Consider the following 17,007-nt stretch of genomic DNA (forward strand, 5'->3'; position numbering starts at 1 on the left):
ACATCGCCGTTTAAGATCAAAAGATCGCAGCCTTCGGCAGCTCCTACATTGGGATCGGCGCAGTTTTATGATCGTTCCCACATAGAAGTAGGAACGATCAGCACGTTAAGCCTCCTGCGGATCGATCTTGTCCAGCGCCCGACTCACCGCCAGCTTGCCCAATATGATGACTGCTGAACCCCTGGTACTGTGTTGCGATGCGTACCCAAGCGGGCTTGCTCGCGAAGAACGATGACACGGTCTGTCAGGCGTTCGGCAGATCAGCAAACAAAGGAATGCGCCCGTTCAGAGAGGCGCGGTAGTGCCAGGTCAACCGATCCAAAGCCGGTTTCATCGTCAGGATCTGAGTCAGCGTCGCGCGGGCAATGCTCAAGGCCAGCACCTGCCCCGGGCATTGATGACGGCCGGCGCCGAAGGTGAAGCTGCGGCGGTTTGGGCGCTCGAGCAGGAACATATCGGGATCGTCATTAAGCAGCGGATCACGATTGGCCGAGGCCAGCAGCACCAGAATCACGTCGCCGGGGTTCAGGTTCACGCCGTCGATTTCGCAGGGCGCTGCGACGAAGCGGCGGGTGTTTTGCACTGAAGGATCGAAGCGCTGCACTTCGGCGATCAACTCGTCAGCCTGAGTCAAATCGAGCTGCGGGTTTCGATTCAACGCCAGTAGCGCATTGCCGATCAGCCCGGCGGTGGCTTCGTAGGTCTGGGAGAACAGGCCGATCAGGTTGGCGATCAAGATTTCCGGGTCGGTCGAGGTGGCGAAGCGCTGCCGGATACCGGCGAGCAGGGCGCTTCGATTGTTCGGATCAGCCAGAAGCTCGATGAAATATCCCTTCAGCTGTTCTGCCGCAACATGGGCAGCGTCCAGTTGGGCCTGGTCGCTGAGGGGGGACAGGCAGGCGACGAAGTCAGCGGTCAGCTCGCTGATGGCCCGGCCCTGCGCCGGAGAGAATCCCAACAACGCCGCCACTACACAGACCGGCCCGCGAAACATCGCCGTGTACAACCCATCGGCCCCAGGGGTAATCAACCGAGCGCTGACCAGTGAGTTGACCTCGTTCACATCAATCAACGCCAGCCCCGGCTCAATCGCCGCTCTCGGGCAACGCTGCCGTTCGCCTTCATTCATCCGCATCAACTGACCGAACACCTTGCCGGCCATGCCTTGAGCAATCGCCTTGGGCACCGGCTCATGCGCCGGCCGCACATGGCAATCCGGATGCGCCAGCACAGCGACGACCGCTCGGGCGCTGCTGGCCACCCACAGTTTCAGTCCCTGATGAAAAACCAATCCACCCTCGGCACGCAGTTGCGCGTAGTAGGGGTAAGGGGCGGCGTGAGTCGCAGCGATGATCGGGTCCATGGGTCGCAGCCTTATCGATGGTTGAAAAGTGTTGCTACTATCTCCAGTCGGAAAGGGCCTTGATTCGTCCGGGAGCGAAATATGAACGCAGAACAACATGACGTCGGCGTTTCTCAAGTGGCCGCAGCGATTGCCGAGCCTGCGCGGACGAAAATCCTCTGCTCGCTGATGGACGGCCACGCCCGCACCAGCACCGAGCTGGCGGCGGTTGCCGAAGTCAGCGCCTCGACGGCCAGCGCGCACTTGGCAAAACTCAAGGAGTTGGCGCTGGTGCGTCTGCACGTTCAGGGCCGCCACCGCTATTACAGCCTCGCGGACAAGCGCGTGGCCCAGGCACTCGAAGCACTGATGGTGATCGGCCAGAACGCCGCGCCGACGTTCAACCCGCGCACCCCGGACCGCCTGCAATTCGCCCGCACCTGCTACGACCACATGGCCGGCACGTTGGCAGTGGTGCTGCATGACCGGATGATCGACGCGGGGTGGTTGCTGCAAACCGATGAGCAGGCTTATCGATTGAGCGACAGTGGTGAAGCGTTGTTCGAAGGATTGGGCATCGACGTCAAAAACCTCGGTACTTTGCGCCGCTTTGCCTGCCCGTGCCTGGACTGGAGCATGCGTCGGCCGCACCTGGGCGGAGCCTTGGGCGCGGCGTTGCTGCAAACGGCGATCAAACGCCAATGGGTGACGCAGGACCTGGACAGTCGGGCGTTGGCGTTGACGGCAGCGGGGCACAAGGAACTCGGTCGCCGGTTCGCCGTTGAACTGCCGGTTCAGGGAACGACAGCGCCACTCTCGTCCACCGAGAACAGGCGCCGAGCGATTGCCGGTCCTGCGGCTTAACGACTGGCCGAAGCCATCAGCACGCCAAAACCGGCGAAGGTCACCCCTGAGACTTTCGCCGCCAGCCAGGAACCCTTGGGGCTCGATAACCAGCCTTTGGCGGCATTGGCGAGCAAGGCATAGCTGCCGTGCACCAGGATCACCAGAATGGCGTAGGAGGCGACCAGTTTGAAGAACTGGCTGTAGAAGTGCGCCGAGGTGTCGATGAATTGCGGGAACACCGCCAGAAAGAAAAACACCGCCTTGGGGTTCAAAAACTGCAGCGAAGCGGCTTCGACGAAGCGATAGCCGGGGCTTGAGGGGCGCGTTTCAAGCAAGGTACTCAAACGATCCGAGCGCCAGCTTTTGTAGCCCAGGTACAACAAATAGGCGGCCCCTGCGTATTTCAACGCGGTAAAGGCGTTCGCCGAGGTGCTGAGTATCAGGCCGACACTGGTGGCGCTGACGGCGGCGACGACAAACGCCCCCGACGCGATCCCCAGAATGCCCGGCACCGCCCCCGTCCAGCCGTGGCGTACCGCGTTGGACAGGGTCAGGACCACACCAGGTCCCGGGCTCAAAATAGTCAGGGTGGCGAAGAGTACAAAGAGTCCGTAACTGTTCATGGCTTGCTCCGTCAGGTGGCATTGGCTGCGTGCTGGCAGATTGGCGTGGCGAGGAGGGCGTGACAAACGCTTTAATTACCGCGCATAGGTGACTAAATTAGACGCATGAATTCACTACCGCCGCTTAATGCCGTTCGTGCCTTCGCCGTTGCTGCTCGTCATCAGAGCTTCAGCCTGGCCGCCGAAGAGCTGCATGTCAGCCACAGTGCCGTCAGCCGGCACATCAAATTGCTCGAGGAATACCTTGGGGTGCTGCTGTTCGAGCGGCGTATCCGTCAGTCAGTGCTGACGCCGGCAGGCCAGCGCTTCTATGAGCAGGTCAGCGCCGGGCTGGCGCAGATCGCCAATGCCGCCACTGCGCTCAAGCAGCATGCCTCGCTGCCTACGGTGAAGATCAATGTGCGTCCGTCCTTTGCCATGCTTTGGCTGACGCCCAGGCTGGCGGATTTCGTTGCGCAGCACCCAGGTATCAAGCCGCAGGTGATCACCCAGACCCAGGCACCGGATCAGGCGCGCGACGGGTTCGATATCGTCATTCGCCGTGGTCGTGACGATTGGGCACCAGCGATTGAAGCGCGAGCACTCTTCGAAGACGAACTGTTGCTGGTGGCGGCGCCATCGCTGATCGAGCGCCTGCCACTTGAAGACCTCACGTCCCTGAGTCGGCATACGTTACTGACCGCCAAGGCACGCCGCGAAGACTGGCACAATTGGGCCATGCACTTTGGTCAAAGCCAGTCAGCCACTCAGGTCACCCGGCAGTTTGATCACATGCACCTGGTGCTTCAGGCCGCAGTGGATGGACAGGGCATTGCCCTGTGCCCGACCTCTTTGTTGGGCAGCCATATCTCGAGCGGACGCCTGATCTGCCCGTTACCCGAGTTGCGCATGCCGTTGCCGCGTTATTACTACGGTGTTGCGCCGGACGTGACGGCGCACACACGGATCTTTGTGGAGTGGTTATTTGCCCGGATTGCTCAGGATGAGCTGAGTTGGCAGACACCTCGTGCCGTGACCGCTACGCCCTGAAGTCCCAGACGATCTCCACCACCCGCACCGCCAGCACCAGGTAAACCAGACCCAGGATGATCTGGAACGCCGTGTGATACGGCAACCTGGACAGCCGGCGCAAGCCGTCGCTGACACTGAGCAGCATCAGCAGTGCTGACGTTGCAATCAATCCCCAGCCGGCGAGGTTTGAAGCGAACAATCCCATAAATACATGATGGCCGCCGTGCAACGCGTTGGTGCCCGCCGCGAACAGCAGGGCGCACACCAGCAGGTTCTTGATGTTGTCGAACACTTGCGTGGTGAAATCGGTGTCCAGCAAGGCCAGATACTTTCGCCAGAATTTATCCATGGTTTTGGTGGCACCTGTTGATGGCGGTTGCACGTGGCAAGTCTAGTGACGTTTTGCCCGAAACGCGGACGAAAAAAAGCCCGGCCTTCAATGTGATGGCCGGGCTTTTGTGCTCAAACGGACAGTCGCGTCAGATCAAACCTTGACGATCCAGCCCGCTGGCGCTTCGATGTCGCCGGTCTGTACACCGGTCAGCTCTTTGTAGAGCTTCTGGGTGACCGGGCCGACTTCGGTTTCGCTGTGGAACACGTGCAGCTTGTCTTTGTAGCTGATGCCACCGATCGGGGTGATAACGGCAGCAGTACCGCATGCACCGGCTTCCTTGAAGTCGGACAGCTTGTCGATGAACACGTCACCTTCGACCACTTCCAGGCCCAGACGGGTCTTGGCCAGTTCGATCAACGACAGACGGGTGATGCCCGGCAACACCGAAGGGGAATTCGGGGTGACGAACTTGTTGTCGTGGGTGATCCCGAAGAAGTTGGCCGAGCCGACTTCTTCGATTTTGGTGTGGGTCATCGGGTCCAGATAGATGGCGTCGGCGAAGTGCGCCTTCTTGGCTTGGGAGCCTGGCATCAGGCTGGCGGCGTAGTTGCCACCGACCTTGGCCGCGCCGGTGCCTTGTGGGGCGGCACGGTCGTAGCTGGAGATCAGGAAGTTGTGCGGGGTCAGGCCGCCCTTGAAGTAGGCGCCGACCGGGATGCAGAAGATCGAGAAGATGAACTCGGGTGCGGTACGCACGCCGATGTTGTCACCCACGCCGATCACGAACGGGCGCAGGTACAGCGCGCCGCCGGTGCCGTAAGGCGGGATGAAACGCTCGTTGGCGCGGACCACGTCCTTGCACGCTTCGATGAACTGTTCGGTGGACACCTGCGGCATCAGCAGGCGCGCGCAGCTGCGTTGCATGCGGGCGGCGTTCTGATCCGGGCGGAACAGGTTGATCGAACCGTCCTTGCAACGGTAGGCCTTCAGGCCTTCGAAGCACTGCTGGCCATAGTGAAGGGCTGTAGAGCCTTCACTGATGTGCAGCACGTTGTCAGAGGTTAAGGTGCCTTTGTCCCACTCGCCATTACGCCAGTGCGACAGATAGCGCTTGTCTGTCTTGATGTAGTCAAAACCCAGCTTGTCCCAATTGATGCTTTCGTTACCCATGACACCCTCTATCACTTAACAACCGTCGAAACGGTTCAAGGCTTCTGACATTTTTCTGGATGGGGACAACAATACTTCATTCCAGGGCTATTTCGCAGTGCAAAAAAGCTAAAAGATCGCAGCCTGCGGCAGCTCCTACAGGATCGGCGAACCCCTGTAGGAGCTGCCGAAGGCTGCGATCTTTTGATCTTCACAAATGCAACGCATGCCCCAGCGCCCGCAAGGCCGCTTCCTGCACCGCCTCGCCGAGCGTCGGATGCGCGTGGATGGTGCCGGCGATGTCTTCCAGCCGGGCGCCCATTTCCAGGCTCTGACCGAACGCCGTCGACAACTCCGAAACACCCACACCCACCGCCTGCCAGCCAATAATCAGATGATTGTCACGCCGCGCCACGACCCGCACGAAGCCGCTTTTCGACTCCAGTGTCATCGCCCGGCCATTGGCGGCGAACGGGAAGCTGGACACGATGCAGTCCAGCCCCGCAGCCTTGGCCTCGTCCGGGGTCTTGCCGACCACCACCAGTTCCGGGTCAGTGAAGCACACGGCGGCAATGGCGGCCGGGTTGAATTCGCGGTGTTTGCCGCTGATCAGCTCGGCGACCATCTCGCCCTGGGCCATGGCCCGGTGGGCGAGCATCGGTTCGCCGCTGAGGTCGCCGATGGCGTAGACGTTGCGCATGCTGGTCTGGCAACGGTTGTCGATCTTGATCGCCGAACCGTTCATGTCCAGGTTCAAGGCTTCGAGGTTCCAGCCCTGGGTGTTGGGTTTGCGACCGACGGCCACCAGCACCTGATCGGTTGCAAGATTCAGGATTTCGCCGTTCGGGTCGCGAACTTGAAGTAAATTTCTTTGAGAATCAAAGCCTTCAACGCTGTGCTTCAAGTAAAGCTTCACGTCGAGTTGTTTGAGTGCTTCGTGCACCGGATGGGTCAGTTCGGCATCGTAGGCCGGCAGAATACGATCCTGCGCCTCGACCACGCTGACCTCGGCGCCGAGCTTGCGATAAGCAATCCCCAGCTCCAGACCGATGTAACCGCCACCGACCACAACCAGCCGTTTCGGCACGCTTTTCGGCGTCAGGGCTTCAGTGGAGGAGATGATCGGCCCGCCAATCGGCAGCATTGGCAGGTTGACGCTTGTCGAACCGGTGGCCAGCACCAGGTGCTCGCACTGAATCCGCGTGTCGCCGACTTCAACGGTTTTGCCGTCGATCACTTTCGCCCAGCCGTGGATGACCTGGACCTTGTGCTTCTTTAATAGTGCCGAGACGCCAGTGGTCAGGCGATCGACGATGCCGTCCTTCCACTCGACGCTTTTGCCGATGTCCAGGGTCGGCGCCGATACGCTGATGCCCAACGCCGAGTACTGGCTGTGGTGCTGTGTCTGATGGAACTGTTCGGCGACGTGGATCAACGCCTTGGACGGAATGCAGCCGATGTTCAGGCAGGTGCCGCCCAACGATTGGCCTTCCACCAGAATGGTCGAAATGCCCAATTGACCGGCACGGATCGCCGTCACATAACCGCCAGGGCCGCCACCGATGATCAGCAGCGTGGTGTTCAGAGTCTGTTGCATGCCTGCTCCACTAATAATCAGTCCACAAACAGGGTGGCGGGTTGTTCGAGCAAACCACGAATGGCCTGGATGAAGAGCGCCGCGTCCATGCCATCGACCACGCGGTGATCGAAGGAGCTGGAGAGGTTCATCATCTTGCGGATCACGATCTGGCCTTTGATCACCATTGGCCGTTCGACGATTTTGTTCACGCCGACGATCGCCACCTCCGGCAGGTTAAGCACCGGCGTGCTGACGATGCCGCCCAGGGCGCCGAGGCTGGTCAGGGTGATAGTCGAGCCGGACAGCTCATCGCGGTTGGCCTTGCCAGTGCGTGCAGCCGTGGCCAGGCGGGAGATTTCCGCGGCGTTGTCCCACAGGCTGCGGGCTTCGGCGTGACGCACCACCGGCACCATCAAACCGATGTCGGCTTGCGTGGCGACGCCCACATGCACCGCGCCGAGGCGGGTGATGACCTGGGCCTCGTCGTCGTAACGGGCGTTGATCTGCGGGAAGTCGCGCAGGGCCACGACCAGGGCGCGTACCAGGAACGGCAGCAAGGTCAGCTTGCCACGGGTCGCGCCGTGTTTTTCGTTCAGGTGCGCACGCAGCTCTTCGACGGCCGTGACGTCGATTTCTTCGACGTAACTGAAGTGGGCGGCACGCTGGGTGGCGTCCTGCATACGCTGGGCGATCTTGCGGCGCATGCCGATCACCGGGATTTGCTGTTCGTCGTTGCGCTGGGCATAAGCGGCGGTGGCGGTCGATGCGTTCGACTGACCCTGAGCCAGCCAGGCTTCGAGGTCTTCGTGCAGAATCCGCCCGGCAGGGCCGCTGCCACGCACCAGGCGCAGTTGAATGCCGAGGTCCAGCGCATGCTTGCGCACGGCCGGGGAGGCCAGCGGACGTTCATCGGCTTCGCGGGCGACCATCGGTCCTTGGCAAACGGTAGTCGGACGCGGGGCCGCTGCAGCCGGTGTGCTTTCTACGACGGCTTCAACTTTCGGCGCCGCTACAGGTGCTTCTTTAATAACAGCTGCTGGCGCGGTCGATTCCTTAACGTTGCCCGCGCCTTCGACTTCAATGCTGATCAACACGCTGCCGACCGCCATGACTTCGCCTGGCTGTCCGCCCAGTGCAATCACCTTGCCGTGCACCGGTGAGGGGATGTCGACCATCGCCTTGTCGGTCATGACATCGGCCAGCACCTGATCTTCGACGACCATGTCGCCGACCTTGACGTGCCACTGAGACAATTCAACTTCTGCAATGCCTTCGCCAATGTCCGGCATTTTAATGACGTGCGTGCCCATTCAGACCTCCATAACCCGATGCAAAGCCGCGCCCACACGGGACGGACCAGGGAAATACGCCCACTCTTGCGCGTGCGGGTAGGGGGTGTCCCAACCGGTCACGCGCTCGATTGGCGCTTCCAGGTAGTGGAAGCAATGCTCTTGCACCAGCGCGACCAGCTCGGCGCCGAATCCGCAGGTACGGGTCGCTTCGTGAACAACTACACAGCGTCCGGTTTTCTTCACCGACTTGACGATGGTTTCCAGGTCCAGCGGCCACAGGCTGCGCAGGTCGATGACTTCGGCGTCGATGCCGGTTTCTTCAGCGGCGACTTGCGACACATAAACCGTGGTGCCGTAGGTCAGGATGGTCACGTCCTTGCCCGGACGCGCGATGGCGGCGACGTCCAACGGCAYGGTGTAGTAACCGTCCGGCACTTGCGCGGCGGGGTGTTTCGACCACGGGGTTACCGGGCGGTCGTGGTGACCGTCGAACGGGCCGTTGTACAGGCGTTTTGGCTCGAGGAAGATCACCGGGTCATCGTTTTCGATGGAGGCGATCAGCAGGCCTTTGGCGTCGTAAGGGTTGGATGGCATGACGGTGCGCAAGCCGCAGACCTGGGTGAACATCGCCTCAATGCTCTGGCTGTGAGTCTGGCCGCCATAAATGCCACCGCCGCAGGGCATGCGCAGGGTCATCGGTGCGGTGAACTCGCCGGCCGAGCGATAACGCAAGCGTGCCGCTTCGGAAATGATCTGGTCCGACGCCGGGTACACGTAGTCGGCGAACTGGATCTCGGCCACCGGGCGCAAACCGTAAGCACCCATGCCCACGGCGACGCCGACGATGCCGCTTTCGGAAATCGGCGCATCGAACACCCGGGAGGTGCCGTACTTGTTCTGCAGCCCTTCGGTGCAACGGAACACACCACCGAAATAGCCGACGTCCTGGCCGAACACCACGACGTTGTCGTCACGCTCAAGCATCACATCCATGGCCGAGCGCAGGGCCTGGATCATGGTCATGGTGGTCGTGGTCATGGCGGTTTCCAACTGAATATTATTGTTGTGATCGTTCATGTCAGATCCCCAACTCCTGACGCTGGCGCTTCAAGTGCTCCGGCATCTCTTTGTAGACGTCTTCGAACATGGTCGCGGCGCTCGGAATCTGGCCGCCGGCGAGGGTGCCGTACTGTTCGGCTTCTTTCTGCGCGGCGATCACTTCGGCTTCCAGTTCAGCACTGACGGCGGCGTGTTCCTCTTCGGACCACTGACCGATTTTGATCAGGTGCTGCTTGAGGCGTGCAATCGGGTCACCCAACGGGAAGTGACTCCAGTCGTCCGCAGGACGGTATTTGGAAGGATCATCGGAGGTCGAGTGCGGGCCGGCACGGTAGGTGACCCATTCGATCATGGTCGGGCCGAGGTTGCGCCGCGCGCGTTCGGCAGCCCAGGCGGATGCAGCGTAGACCGCGTAGAAATCGTTGCCATCGACCCGTAGGGAGGCGATGCCGCAACCGACGCCGCGTCCGGCAAAGGTGGTGGCTTCACCGCCGGCAATCGCCTGGAACGTCGAGATCGCCCACTGGTTGTTGACCACGTTGAGGATCACCGGCGCACGGTACACGTGGGCGAAGGTGAGGGCGGTGTGGAAGTCCGATTCAGCAGTGGCACCGTCGCCGATCCACGCCGAGGCGATTTTGGTGTCGCCCTTGATCGCCGAGGCCATGCCCCAGCCCACCGCCTGGACGAATTGGGTGGCGAGGTTGCCGGAAATGGTGAAGAAACCGGCTTCCTTGACCGAGTACATGATCGGCAGCTGACGGCCCTTGAGCGGATCGCGCTCGTTGGACAGCAGTTGGCAGATCAGGTCCACCAGCGGCACTTCGCGAGCCATCAGGATGCTTTGCTGACGGTAGGTGGGGAAACACATGTCGTCGATGTTCAGGGCCAGGGCCTGGGCGCTGCCGATGGCTTCTTCGCCGAGGCTCTGCATGTAGAACGACATTTTTTTCTGGCGCTGGGCGACCACCATGCGATTGTCGTAGATCCGCGTCTTGAGCATGGCGCGCATGCCTTTACGCAGGATCTCGACGGGGACGCCTTCAGCCCATGGGCCGAGGGCATTGCCCTGGTCGTCGAGCACGCGAATCAGGCCTTTGGCCAGATCAGCGGTGTCGGCCGGTTCTACGTCGATTGGGGGTTTGCGCACCGTGCCGGCATCGGTCAGATGCAGGTAGGAGAAGTCGGTTTTGCACCCCGGGCGGCCCGAGGGTTCGGGAACGTGCAGGCGCAGCGGTTCGTACGCTTGGTTCATGGCTTCTACGCTCGATCTTGTGAATTTCTTGTAGTGAGCTGGCAGTCATTCTTCGGTAAAAGAATTCTTGTCCTACAACAATCATAGGCCGGGCCAAGAAGAATATTTCTCTGTGTTTCGTTGCGCTGGAGGTCATTTGAGGATAAAAAATCTGCATAAACATAAAAAACAGGTGTTTTTGTCTCATGCGCAAACTGGACCGTACCGACATCGGCATTCTCAACAGCCTTCAGGAGAACGCGCGCATCACCAACGCCGACCTCGCGCGCTCGGTGAACCTGTCGCCCACGCCGTGCTTCAATCGGGTCAAGGCGATGGAAGAATTAGGGCTGATTCGTGAGCAGGTGACGTTGCTGGATGCCGACTTGCTGGGGCTGCATGTGAATGTGTTCATTCACGTCAGCCTGGAGAAGCAGGTGGAAGAGGCGCTGCAGCATTTCGAAGAAGCGATTTCGGATCGCCCGGAAGTGATGGAGTGCTATTTGATGGCCGGCGACCCGGACTATTTGATCCGTGTGTTGGTGCCGACCATCCAGTCGCTGGAGCGCTTTATGATGGACTTCCTGACCAAGGTGCCGGGGGTGGCGAACATACGTTCGAGCTTTGCGCTCAAGCAAGTGCGCTACAAGACGGCGTTGCCGTTGCCGGCGAATGGGTTGACCCTGGCCAACTGATCGTTCCCACGCGGAGCGTGGGAATGATCGATGGTGTGAGTCAGAGTTGGTTCAGGGGAATTTTCAGGTAAGTGACGCCATTATCTTCCGCCGGCGGCAAATTCCCCGCCCGGACATTCACCTGAATCGCCGGCAGCAACAGCGTCGGCATGCACAAACTGGCGTCACGCTGGGTGCGCATCGCGACGAAGGAGGCTTCGTCGACGCCGTCGTGAATATGAATGTTGCTTTTGCGCTGCTCGCCAACCGTACTCTGGCATTGCGGGGCGCGGTCCTCGGGCGGGTAATCGTGGCAGACGAAGAGGCGCACGCTGGCGGGGAAGGCCAGCAGTTTGCGGATTGAGGCGAACATCTGGTTGGCGTTGCCGCCGGGGAAGTCGCAACGTGCGGTGCCGACATCCGGCATGAACAACGTGTCGCCCACCATAATCACATCGCCGTCGATCAGGTAAGCCATGTCCGCCGGGGTATGTCCGGGCACATGCAGGGCTGTGGCCTTGAGGTTGCCGATGCGGAATGACTCGTCCGGCGCGAACAGGTGATCGAACTGCGAACCGTCGACCCTGAATCCCGGTTCAAGATTGAACAGTGTCTTGAACACCCCCTGAACCTTGCTGATCGACTGACCGATCGCAATCTTGCCCCCCAGTTCCCGGCGCAGATAAGGCGCGGCCGACAGGTGGTCGGCGTGGGCATGGGTTTCCAGCAGCCATTGCACCTGCAACTGGTGTTGGCGAACGAAGGCGATGATCTTGTCGGCCTGGACGGTCGAGGTACGTCCGGCGGCGGCGTTGTAATCGAGCACCGGGTCGACAATCGCGCAGTGCCCGCCATCGTGCTCGTAAATCACGTAGCTGAAGGTTGATGAGGCGGGGTCGAGGAAGGCTTCAATCAAGGCGGGCATGGTGGCTGTTTCTGTTTGGACAAGCCTTGAGGGTAGTTTCATTTTCCCTGCGTTGACCAGCCCCGCATCAATTCAATTAATGAAAAAAACTGTGCGGGCTCTATCCTGTCACTCAATCGATACCGGGCGTCCCCGGCCTTTTTTCGCGGATCATGAGTGTTTTATGTTGTTGGCAAGTTTTTTTGGCCTGGTCATGGGCCTGGTGCTCGGCTTGACCGGAGCCGGTGGCGGTATTCTTGCGGTGCCGGCCCTGGTGCTGGGGCTGGGTTTGACCATGACCCAAGCGGCGCCCGTCGCCTTGTTCGCGGTGGGCAGTGCGGCGGCGATCGGTGCGATCGACGGGTTGCGCCATGGCCTGGTGCGCTATCGCGCGGCGCTGCTGATTGCTTTGCTCGGCGCGGTGTTTTCGCCGGTGGGCATCTACTTCGCCCATCAGTTGCCGGAAAAGGTCTTGATGATTCTGTTCAGCCTGCTGATGGTCATGGTGGCCTGGCGGATGCTGCGCCCGGAAAAGCTCGACGCCGGCCCCAGCGACCACGGCCACGCCAACTGGGGCCAGAAAAACTGCATGCTCGATCAACAGACCGGGCGTTTTTCCTGGACCGCCAAATGCACCGCGACCCTTGCCGCGCTCGGCGCGGTCACTGGCGTGGTCTCGGGGTTGCTCGGGGTCGGTGGCGGTTTTCTGATAGTGCCTGCGTTCAAGCAACTGACCGATGTGCAGATGCGCGGGATCGTCGCCACGTCGTTGATGGTGATCAGCCTGATCTCGGTGATCGGGGTGATTGGCGCGTTTCACGCCGGGGTGCGGATCGATGGTTTGGGCATGTCGTTCATCGTCGCCAGCATCGTCGGAATGATCCTCGGCCGAAAACTCTGCGCGCGGGTGCCGGCCCGAGGGCTGCAAATGGGCTTTGCCAGCGTCTGCGGGGTGGTTGCCGTTTACATGCTGTTTAGAGCGCTCGCCTAGCGGCCCCCGATTCTGATCGCGCATCGGCCAGTTTTGGGGACTGCTGCGCAGTCCAACGGGGCGATGCGGCGTTCCGACAAGCCCCCTCGCCACAAAAGCGCCAGCCACGCAATTGTGCAAAGCCATTCTCATCCCATCGAACCACCCACCCGCTACCCAAGTAGCATTCGTCGCCGCCCGCAGGCTTCGTACACTCGAGCCTCATACAGGCGAGGGGCGACGATGCAGCAGGTTCAGAGTGACGGTGTGGTCAGTGCCATGTCCCAGGCCATCGATGCCCAGCAAGCGGCGCAGGATCTGGCGCGACAACTCTTGCACCCGCATTTGGGCTTCGTGCTGTTCTTCTGTTCCGCCGAGTACGACTTGCAGGCACTGGGGCAGGCGTTGCAGCAGAGCTTCGGCGGCATTCGGCTGGTGGGCTGCACCAGTGCCGGCGAAATCACCCCCCAAGGTTATGGCCGCAGCTGCGTGACAGCGGTGGGCTTCGATCATCGGCACTTTTCCATCTCTACCGAACTGATCGATGAGATGGAGCATTTCAGCCTGATCGATGCCCAGCAAATGGTCGAGCGCCTGGTCAGCGGTTGTCGCAGCAATACCCTGGCGCCGATCAAGGGCAACAGCTTTGCCCTGACCCTGCTCGATGGCTTGTCCAGTCGTGAAGAAATGGTGCTTGCTGCCTTGAGCGCGGCTTTGGGCGATATTCCGCATTTCGGCGGTTCGGCCGGCGACGACAATTACCTGACCCACACCCATGTGTATTTCGGCGGTGAGTTTCACAGCGGCGCGGCGGTGGTGGTGCTGGTCAATACCTGGCTGGACTTTGAAGTTTTCACCACCCACCACATCCTGCCCAGGGCCGAGAAACTGGTGGTCACCGCTGCCGACAGCACTTCGCGCCGGGTATTCGAGCTCAACGCCGAACCGGCCGCCGAGGAGTACGCCCGGCATATCGGCGTGGCGGTGGCCGACCTCGATTACCGGACCTTTGCCGCACACCCGTTGGCGGTGCGGATCAACGATCAGTATTACGTGCGGGCGATCCAGCAGGTTCATCCAGACCTGAGCCTGAGTTTCTACTGTGCGGTGGAAAACGGCATCGTCCTCACCGTCATGAAACCCGGCCCCATGCTGCCGAATCTGCAAGGCCTGTTCGAGGGCTTGCGCGAGCGTCTCGGGGACTTGTTGCTGACCATCGGCTGTGACTGTTTTCTCCGGCGCCTGGAACTGGAGGACGCCGGCAGTCTCGAGCAGATCGGTGCGTTTTTGCGGGACCAGCGGGTGATGGGTTTCAACACCTACGGAGAACAGTTCAATGGCATGCACATCAACCAGACCTTCACCGGGGTTGCCATTGCCCGAGGACGCGCCCCTGGACAGCGCTGACCTTCAGGCGCAAATCGCCAGCCTGCGGCACGAAAACCAAAAATTGCAGCGCATCAATGACGCGCTGATCGAACGCATCGAGTCCGGAATCACCCGGGGCAACGACCCGTATGCGGCGTTCCAGCATTCGGTGGTGCTGGCCGAACAGGTGCGTGAGCGCACCGACGCCCTGAACCAGGCCATGGCCGAACTCAAGGCTGGCAACCATTTGCTCAGCGAAGCGCGGCTACGGGCCGAAACCGCCCATCAACACTTGATCGACGCCATCGAAAGCATCTCCGACGCCTTTGTGCTGTTCGACGCCGAGCAGCGGATTGTGCTGTTCAACAGCCGCTTCAAGGCGTTTTGGGGTAACAGCCGGGTACGGATCAACGCGGGCATGCGCCTGAGTGAGGTCAAACGGTTGATGACTTCGACCGGGTTGTTCAGTGAAGAACCCCGGTCGCCTGTCGACGAAAGCCTGCTCTATCGCCTACACAATGGCCGCTGGCTGCAAGTCAGCGAGCGGCCGACCCAGGAAGGCGGGCGGGTGATCCTGTTCACCGACATTACCGACGTCAAACTCAGCGAAACCCTTCGCCGCGAGCAGGCCGTGGCGCAGAAATCGCATCTGTTGCAACGGGCGGTCGACAACCTGTCCCAAGGGGTGGCGATGGTCAACGCCGAGGGCATTCTGGAACTGTGGAACCGGCGTTTCCTGGAACTCAGTGGCCTGGCTCCGGTGGCGGCTCATCGGCCGTTCGCCGAAGTGATCGCCGACAGCGAGCTGAACCTGCTGACCCCGGCCAGTCGCGATGCCAACGGGCGGTACGTGCAGGAATGCGAGCAGCGCCTCTACGATGGCCGGGTCCTGGAGATCCGCACCCATCCGTTGCCCACCGGCGGCTTCGTCAACACCTTCACCGACATCACCGAACGTTATCAGCACGCCGAAGCCCTCAGCGAAAGCGAGCGCTGGATTCGCCTGATCACCGACCATGTGCCGGCGCTGATCGCCTATCTGAATGCCGATCTGGTCTACGAATTCACCAACAAAGTCTATGAAGAATGGTACTGCTGGCCCCGGGGCGTGATGCTCGGGCAAAGCCTGCGCGAAGTGCACAGCGAACAGCATTATCAGCGCCTGGAGGCTTATGTGGCCCGGGCTCTGGCTGGCGAAAGCGTGACGTTCGAGTTTGCCGAAACCAACATCAACAATCAGGAGCGCTACATGCTGCGCTCCTACGTGCCCAATCGCCTGGCCAGCGGGGAAGTGGTGGGGATTTTCGTGTTGATCCGCGACATCACCGAACGCCGCCGCACCGCCGAGGCGCTGCATCAGGCCTATCAGAACCTTGAGTTGCGGGTGCGTGAACGCACCACCGAACTGACCACCCTCAATGACCAATTGCTGCGCGAAATCGACGAGCGCCGCCGCGTGGAATCACGCTTGCGCGAGGCCAAGCTGGAGGCCGAGCAGGCCAACCTATCGAAGACCAAATTTCTTGCCGCCGTCAGTCACGACCTGCTGCAACCGCTCAACGCCGCGCGATTGTTTACCAGCGCGTTGCTGGAGCGCCGGGAACCGCTGGCCAACGAAAATCTGGTGCGCAATGTCAGCAATTCCCTGGAGGACGTGGAAAACCTGTTGGGCACACTGGTGGACATTTCCAAACTGGATGCCGGGGTGATCAAGGCCGACATTGCGCCGTTCGCCCTCAGCGAATTGCTGGAAAACCTCGCCGCCGAATACACCCAAGTGGCCCGCAGCGAAGGCCTTGAGCTGCATTTCATCCCGTGTTCGGCGCTGGTGCGCAGCGACATTCAATTGCTCGCGCGGATCCTGCGCAACCTGCTGAGCAACGCCATTCGCTATACCTACAGCGGGCGGGTGGTGCTCGGTTGCCGGCGTCATTATCAGCGGCTGACGATTGAAGTCTGGGACAGCGGCATGGGCATTGCCGAGAACCGTCTGGAGGAGATATTTCAGGAGTTCAAACGCGGTGACGTACAGCGCCCCGATCAAGATCGCGGTTTGGGGCTGGGCCTGGCGATCGTCGAGAAAATCGCGCGTATTCTCGGCCACCGGATTCACGTGCGTTCATGGCCGGGCAAGGGCTCGATGTTTTCCGTCGAGGTGCCTTTGAGCGCCACGGCGCCTAAGGCGTTGCCGAGTTTGTTGATGAGTGAACCGATGCTCGAGCGCCTGCGCGGTGCACGGGTGTGGGTGCTGGACAACGACGCAGCGATTTGCGCCGGGATGCGCACCTTGCTCGAAGGTTGGGGCTGCCGGGTGGTCACGGCGCTGTCGGAGGAGGACCTGGCGCGGCAAGTGGACAATTATCACGCCGAAGCCGACCTGTTGATCGCCGACTATCACCTGGATGACGAGCAGAACGGTGTCGACGCCGTGGCCCGCATCAATGCCCGTCGCGCCTCGGCGATCCCGGCGATGATGATCACCGCCAACTACAGCAACGAACTCAAACAACAGATCCGCGAACTGGGCCACACCCTGATGCACAAACCGGTGCGGCCGATGAAGCTCAAGACGGCGATGAGTCATTTGCTCGGACGGCCTTGATCGTTCCCACTCGGAGCGTG

At 60.9% G+C, this 17,007-nt stretch carries 15 protein-coding genes; 6 read left to right on the forward strand and 9 right to left on the reverse strand.

Features of this window, described 5'->3' with window-relative positions; genetic code table 11:
- Positions 1-244: 244 nt before the first annotated feature.
- Positions 245-1,363, reverse strand: a complete 1,119-nt coding sequence (locus AC1D2Q_RS24870) for a cytochrome P450 (RefSeq protein ID WP_477814884.1) — start codon at positions 1,361-1,363, stop codon at positions 245-247.
- Between the two features lie 81 nt (positions 1,364-1,444).
- Between AC1D2Q_RS24870 and AC1D2Q_RS24875 the strand changes: the two genes are divergently transcribed.
- Positions 1,445-2,206 (forward strand): ArsR/SmtB family transcription factor, encoded by a 762-nt coding sequence (locus AC1D2Q_RS24875; RefSeq protein WP_477814885.1) that lies wholly within the window; start codon positions 1,445-1,447, stop codon positions 2,204-2,206.
- Here the strand turns inward: AC1D2Q_RS24875 and AC1D2Q_RS24880 are convergent.
- Complete coding sequence (locus AC1D2Q_RS24880) at positions 2,203-2,811, reverse strand: LysE family translocator (RefSeq protein ID WP_477814886.1); 609 nt, start codon at positions 2,809-2,811, stop codon at positions 2,203-2,205. The genes AC1D2Q_RS24875 and AC1D2Q_RS24880 overlap by 4 nt on opposite strands.
- A gap of 105 nt (positions 2,812-2,916) precedes the next feature.
- Between AC1D2Q_RS24880 and AC1D2Q_RS24885 the strand changes: the two genes are divergently transcribed.
- Positions 2,917-3,840 carry a LysR substrate-binding domain-containing protein gene (locus tag AC1D2Q_RS24885; RefSeq protein ID WP_477814887.1) on the forward strand — a complete coding sequence of 308 codons (924 nt, stop codon included), beginning with the start codon at positions 2,917-2,919 and terminating at the stop codon, positions 3,838-3,840.
- Here the strand turns inward: AC1D2Q_RS24885 and AC1D2Q_RS24890 are convergent.
- The 6 genes from AC1D2Q_RS24890 to AC1D2Q_RS24915 all read right to left on the reverse strand — a co-directional run bounded on the left by AC1D2Q_RS24890 (position 3,830) and on the right by AC1D2Q_RS24915 (position 10,490).
- The gene (locus AC1D2Q_RS24890; protein ID WP_105345583.1) at positions 3,830-4,171 is read right to left on the reverse strand and encodes a hypothetical protein; all 342 of its coding nucleotides are present in this window, start codon (positions 4,169-4,171) and stop codon (positions 3,830-3,832) included. The genes AC1D2Q_RS24885 and AC1D2Q_RS24890 overlap by 11 nt on opposite strands.
- Positions 4,172-4,306: 135 nt before the next feature.
- On the reverse strand, positions 4,307-5,326 hold the full coding sequence (locus AC1D2Q_RS24895; RefSeq protein ID WP_205888616.1) for a branched-chain amino acid aminotransferase: 1,020 nt from the start codon (positions 5,324-5,326) through the stop codon (positions 4,307-4,309).
- A gap of 190 nt (positions 5,327-5,516) precedes the next feature.
- A complete protein-coding gene (lpdA, locus tag AC1D2Q_RS24900; protein WP_477814888.1) occupies positions 5,517-6,902 on the reverse strand; it encodes a dihydrolipoyl dehydrogenase in 1,386 nt (461 codons plus the stop codon).
- 17 nt (positions 6,903-6,919) lie between these two features.
- A complete protein-coding gene (locus AC1D2Q_RS24905; protein ID WP_477814889.1) occupies positions 6,920-8,194 on the reverse strand; it encodes a dihydrolipoamide acetyltransferase family protein in 1,275 nt (424 codons plus the stop codon).
- Positions 8,195-9,253, reverse strand: a complete 1,059-nt coding sequence (locus AC1D2Q_RS24910) for an alpha-ketoacid dehydrogenase subunit beta (protein WP_477814890.1) — start codon at positions 9,251-9,253, stop codon at positions 8,195-8,197.
- Position 9,254: 1 nt separating this feature from the next.
- Complete coding sequence (locus tag AC1D2Q_RS24915) at positions 9,255-10,490, reverse strand: 3-methyl-2-oxobutanoate dehydrogenase (2-methylpropanoyl-transferring) subunit alpha (protein WP_018929723.1); 1,236 nt, start codon at positions 10,488-10,490, stop codon at positions 9,255-9,257.
- Between the two features lie 185 nt (positions 10,491-10,675).
- Between AC1D2Q_RS24915 and bkdR the strand changes: the two genes are divergently transcribed.
- Positions 10,676-11,164, forward strand: a complete 489-nt coding sequence (gene bkdR, locus AC1D2Q_RS24920; RefSeq protein ID WP_017339472.1) for a Bkd operon transcriptional regulator BkdR — start codon at positions 10,676-10,678, stop codon at positions 11,162-11,164.
- 40 nt (positions 11,165-11,204) lie between these two features.
- Here bkdR and AC1D2Q_RS24925 read toward each other — a convergent pair whose 3' ends face one another.
- The gene (locus tag AC1D2Q_RS24925) at positions 11,205-12,068 is read right to left on the reverse strand and encodes an MBL fold metallo-hydrolase (RefSeq protein ID WP_477814891.1); all 864 of its coding nucleotides are present in this window, start codon (positions 12,066-12,068) and stop codon (positions 11,205-11,207) included.
- Positions 12,069-12,231: 163 nt separating this feature from the next.
- Between AC1D2Q_RS24925 and AC1D2Q_RS24930 the strand changes: the two genes are divergently transcribed.
- From AC1D2Q_RS24930 to nahK, 3 genes are all read left to right on the forward strand, one after another.
- Positions 12,232-13,038: a sulfite exporter TauE/SafE family protein gene (locus tag AC1D2Q_RS24930; protein WP_477814892.1), complete on the forward strand. Its 807-nt coding sequence runs from the start codon at positions 12,232-12,234 to the stop codon at positions 13,036-13,038.
- Positions 13,039-13,260: 222 nt separating this feature from the next.
- Positions 13,261-14,424, forward strand: a complete 1,164-nt coding sequence (gene nosP, locus AC1D2Q_RS24935) for a nitric oxide-sensing protein NosP (RefSeq protein WP_096480056.1) — start codon at positions 13,261-13,263, stop codon at positions 14,422-14,424.
- Complete coding sequence (gene nahK, locus AC1D2Q_RS24940; protein ID WP_477814893.1) at positions 14,354-16,987, forward strand: hybrid sensor histidine kinase/response regulator NahK/ErcS'; 2,634 nt, start codon at positions 14,354-14,356, stop codon at positions 16,985-16,987. The genes nosP and nahK overlap by 71 nt, the downstream gene beginning before the upstream one ends.
- Positions 16,988-17,007 lie beyond the last annotated feature (20 nt).

It is taken from the genome of Pseudomonas sp. P1_A1 (assembly GCF_056406935.1).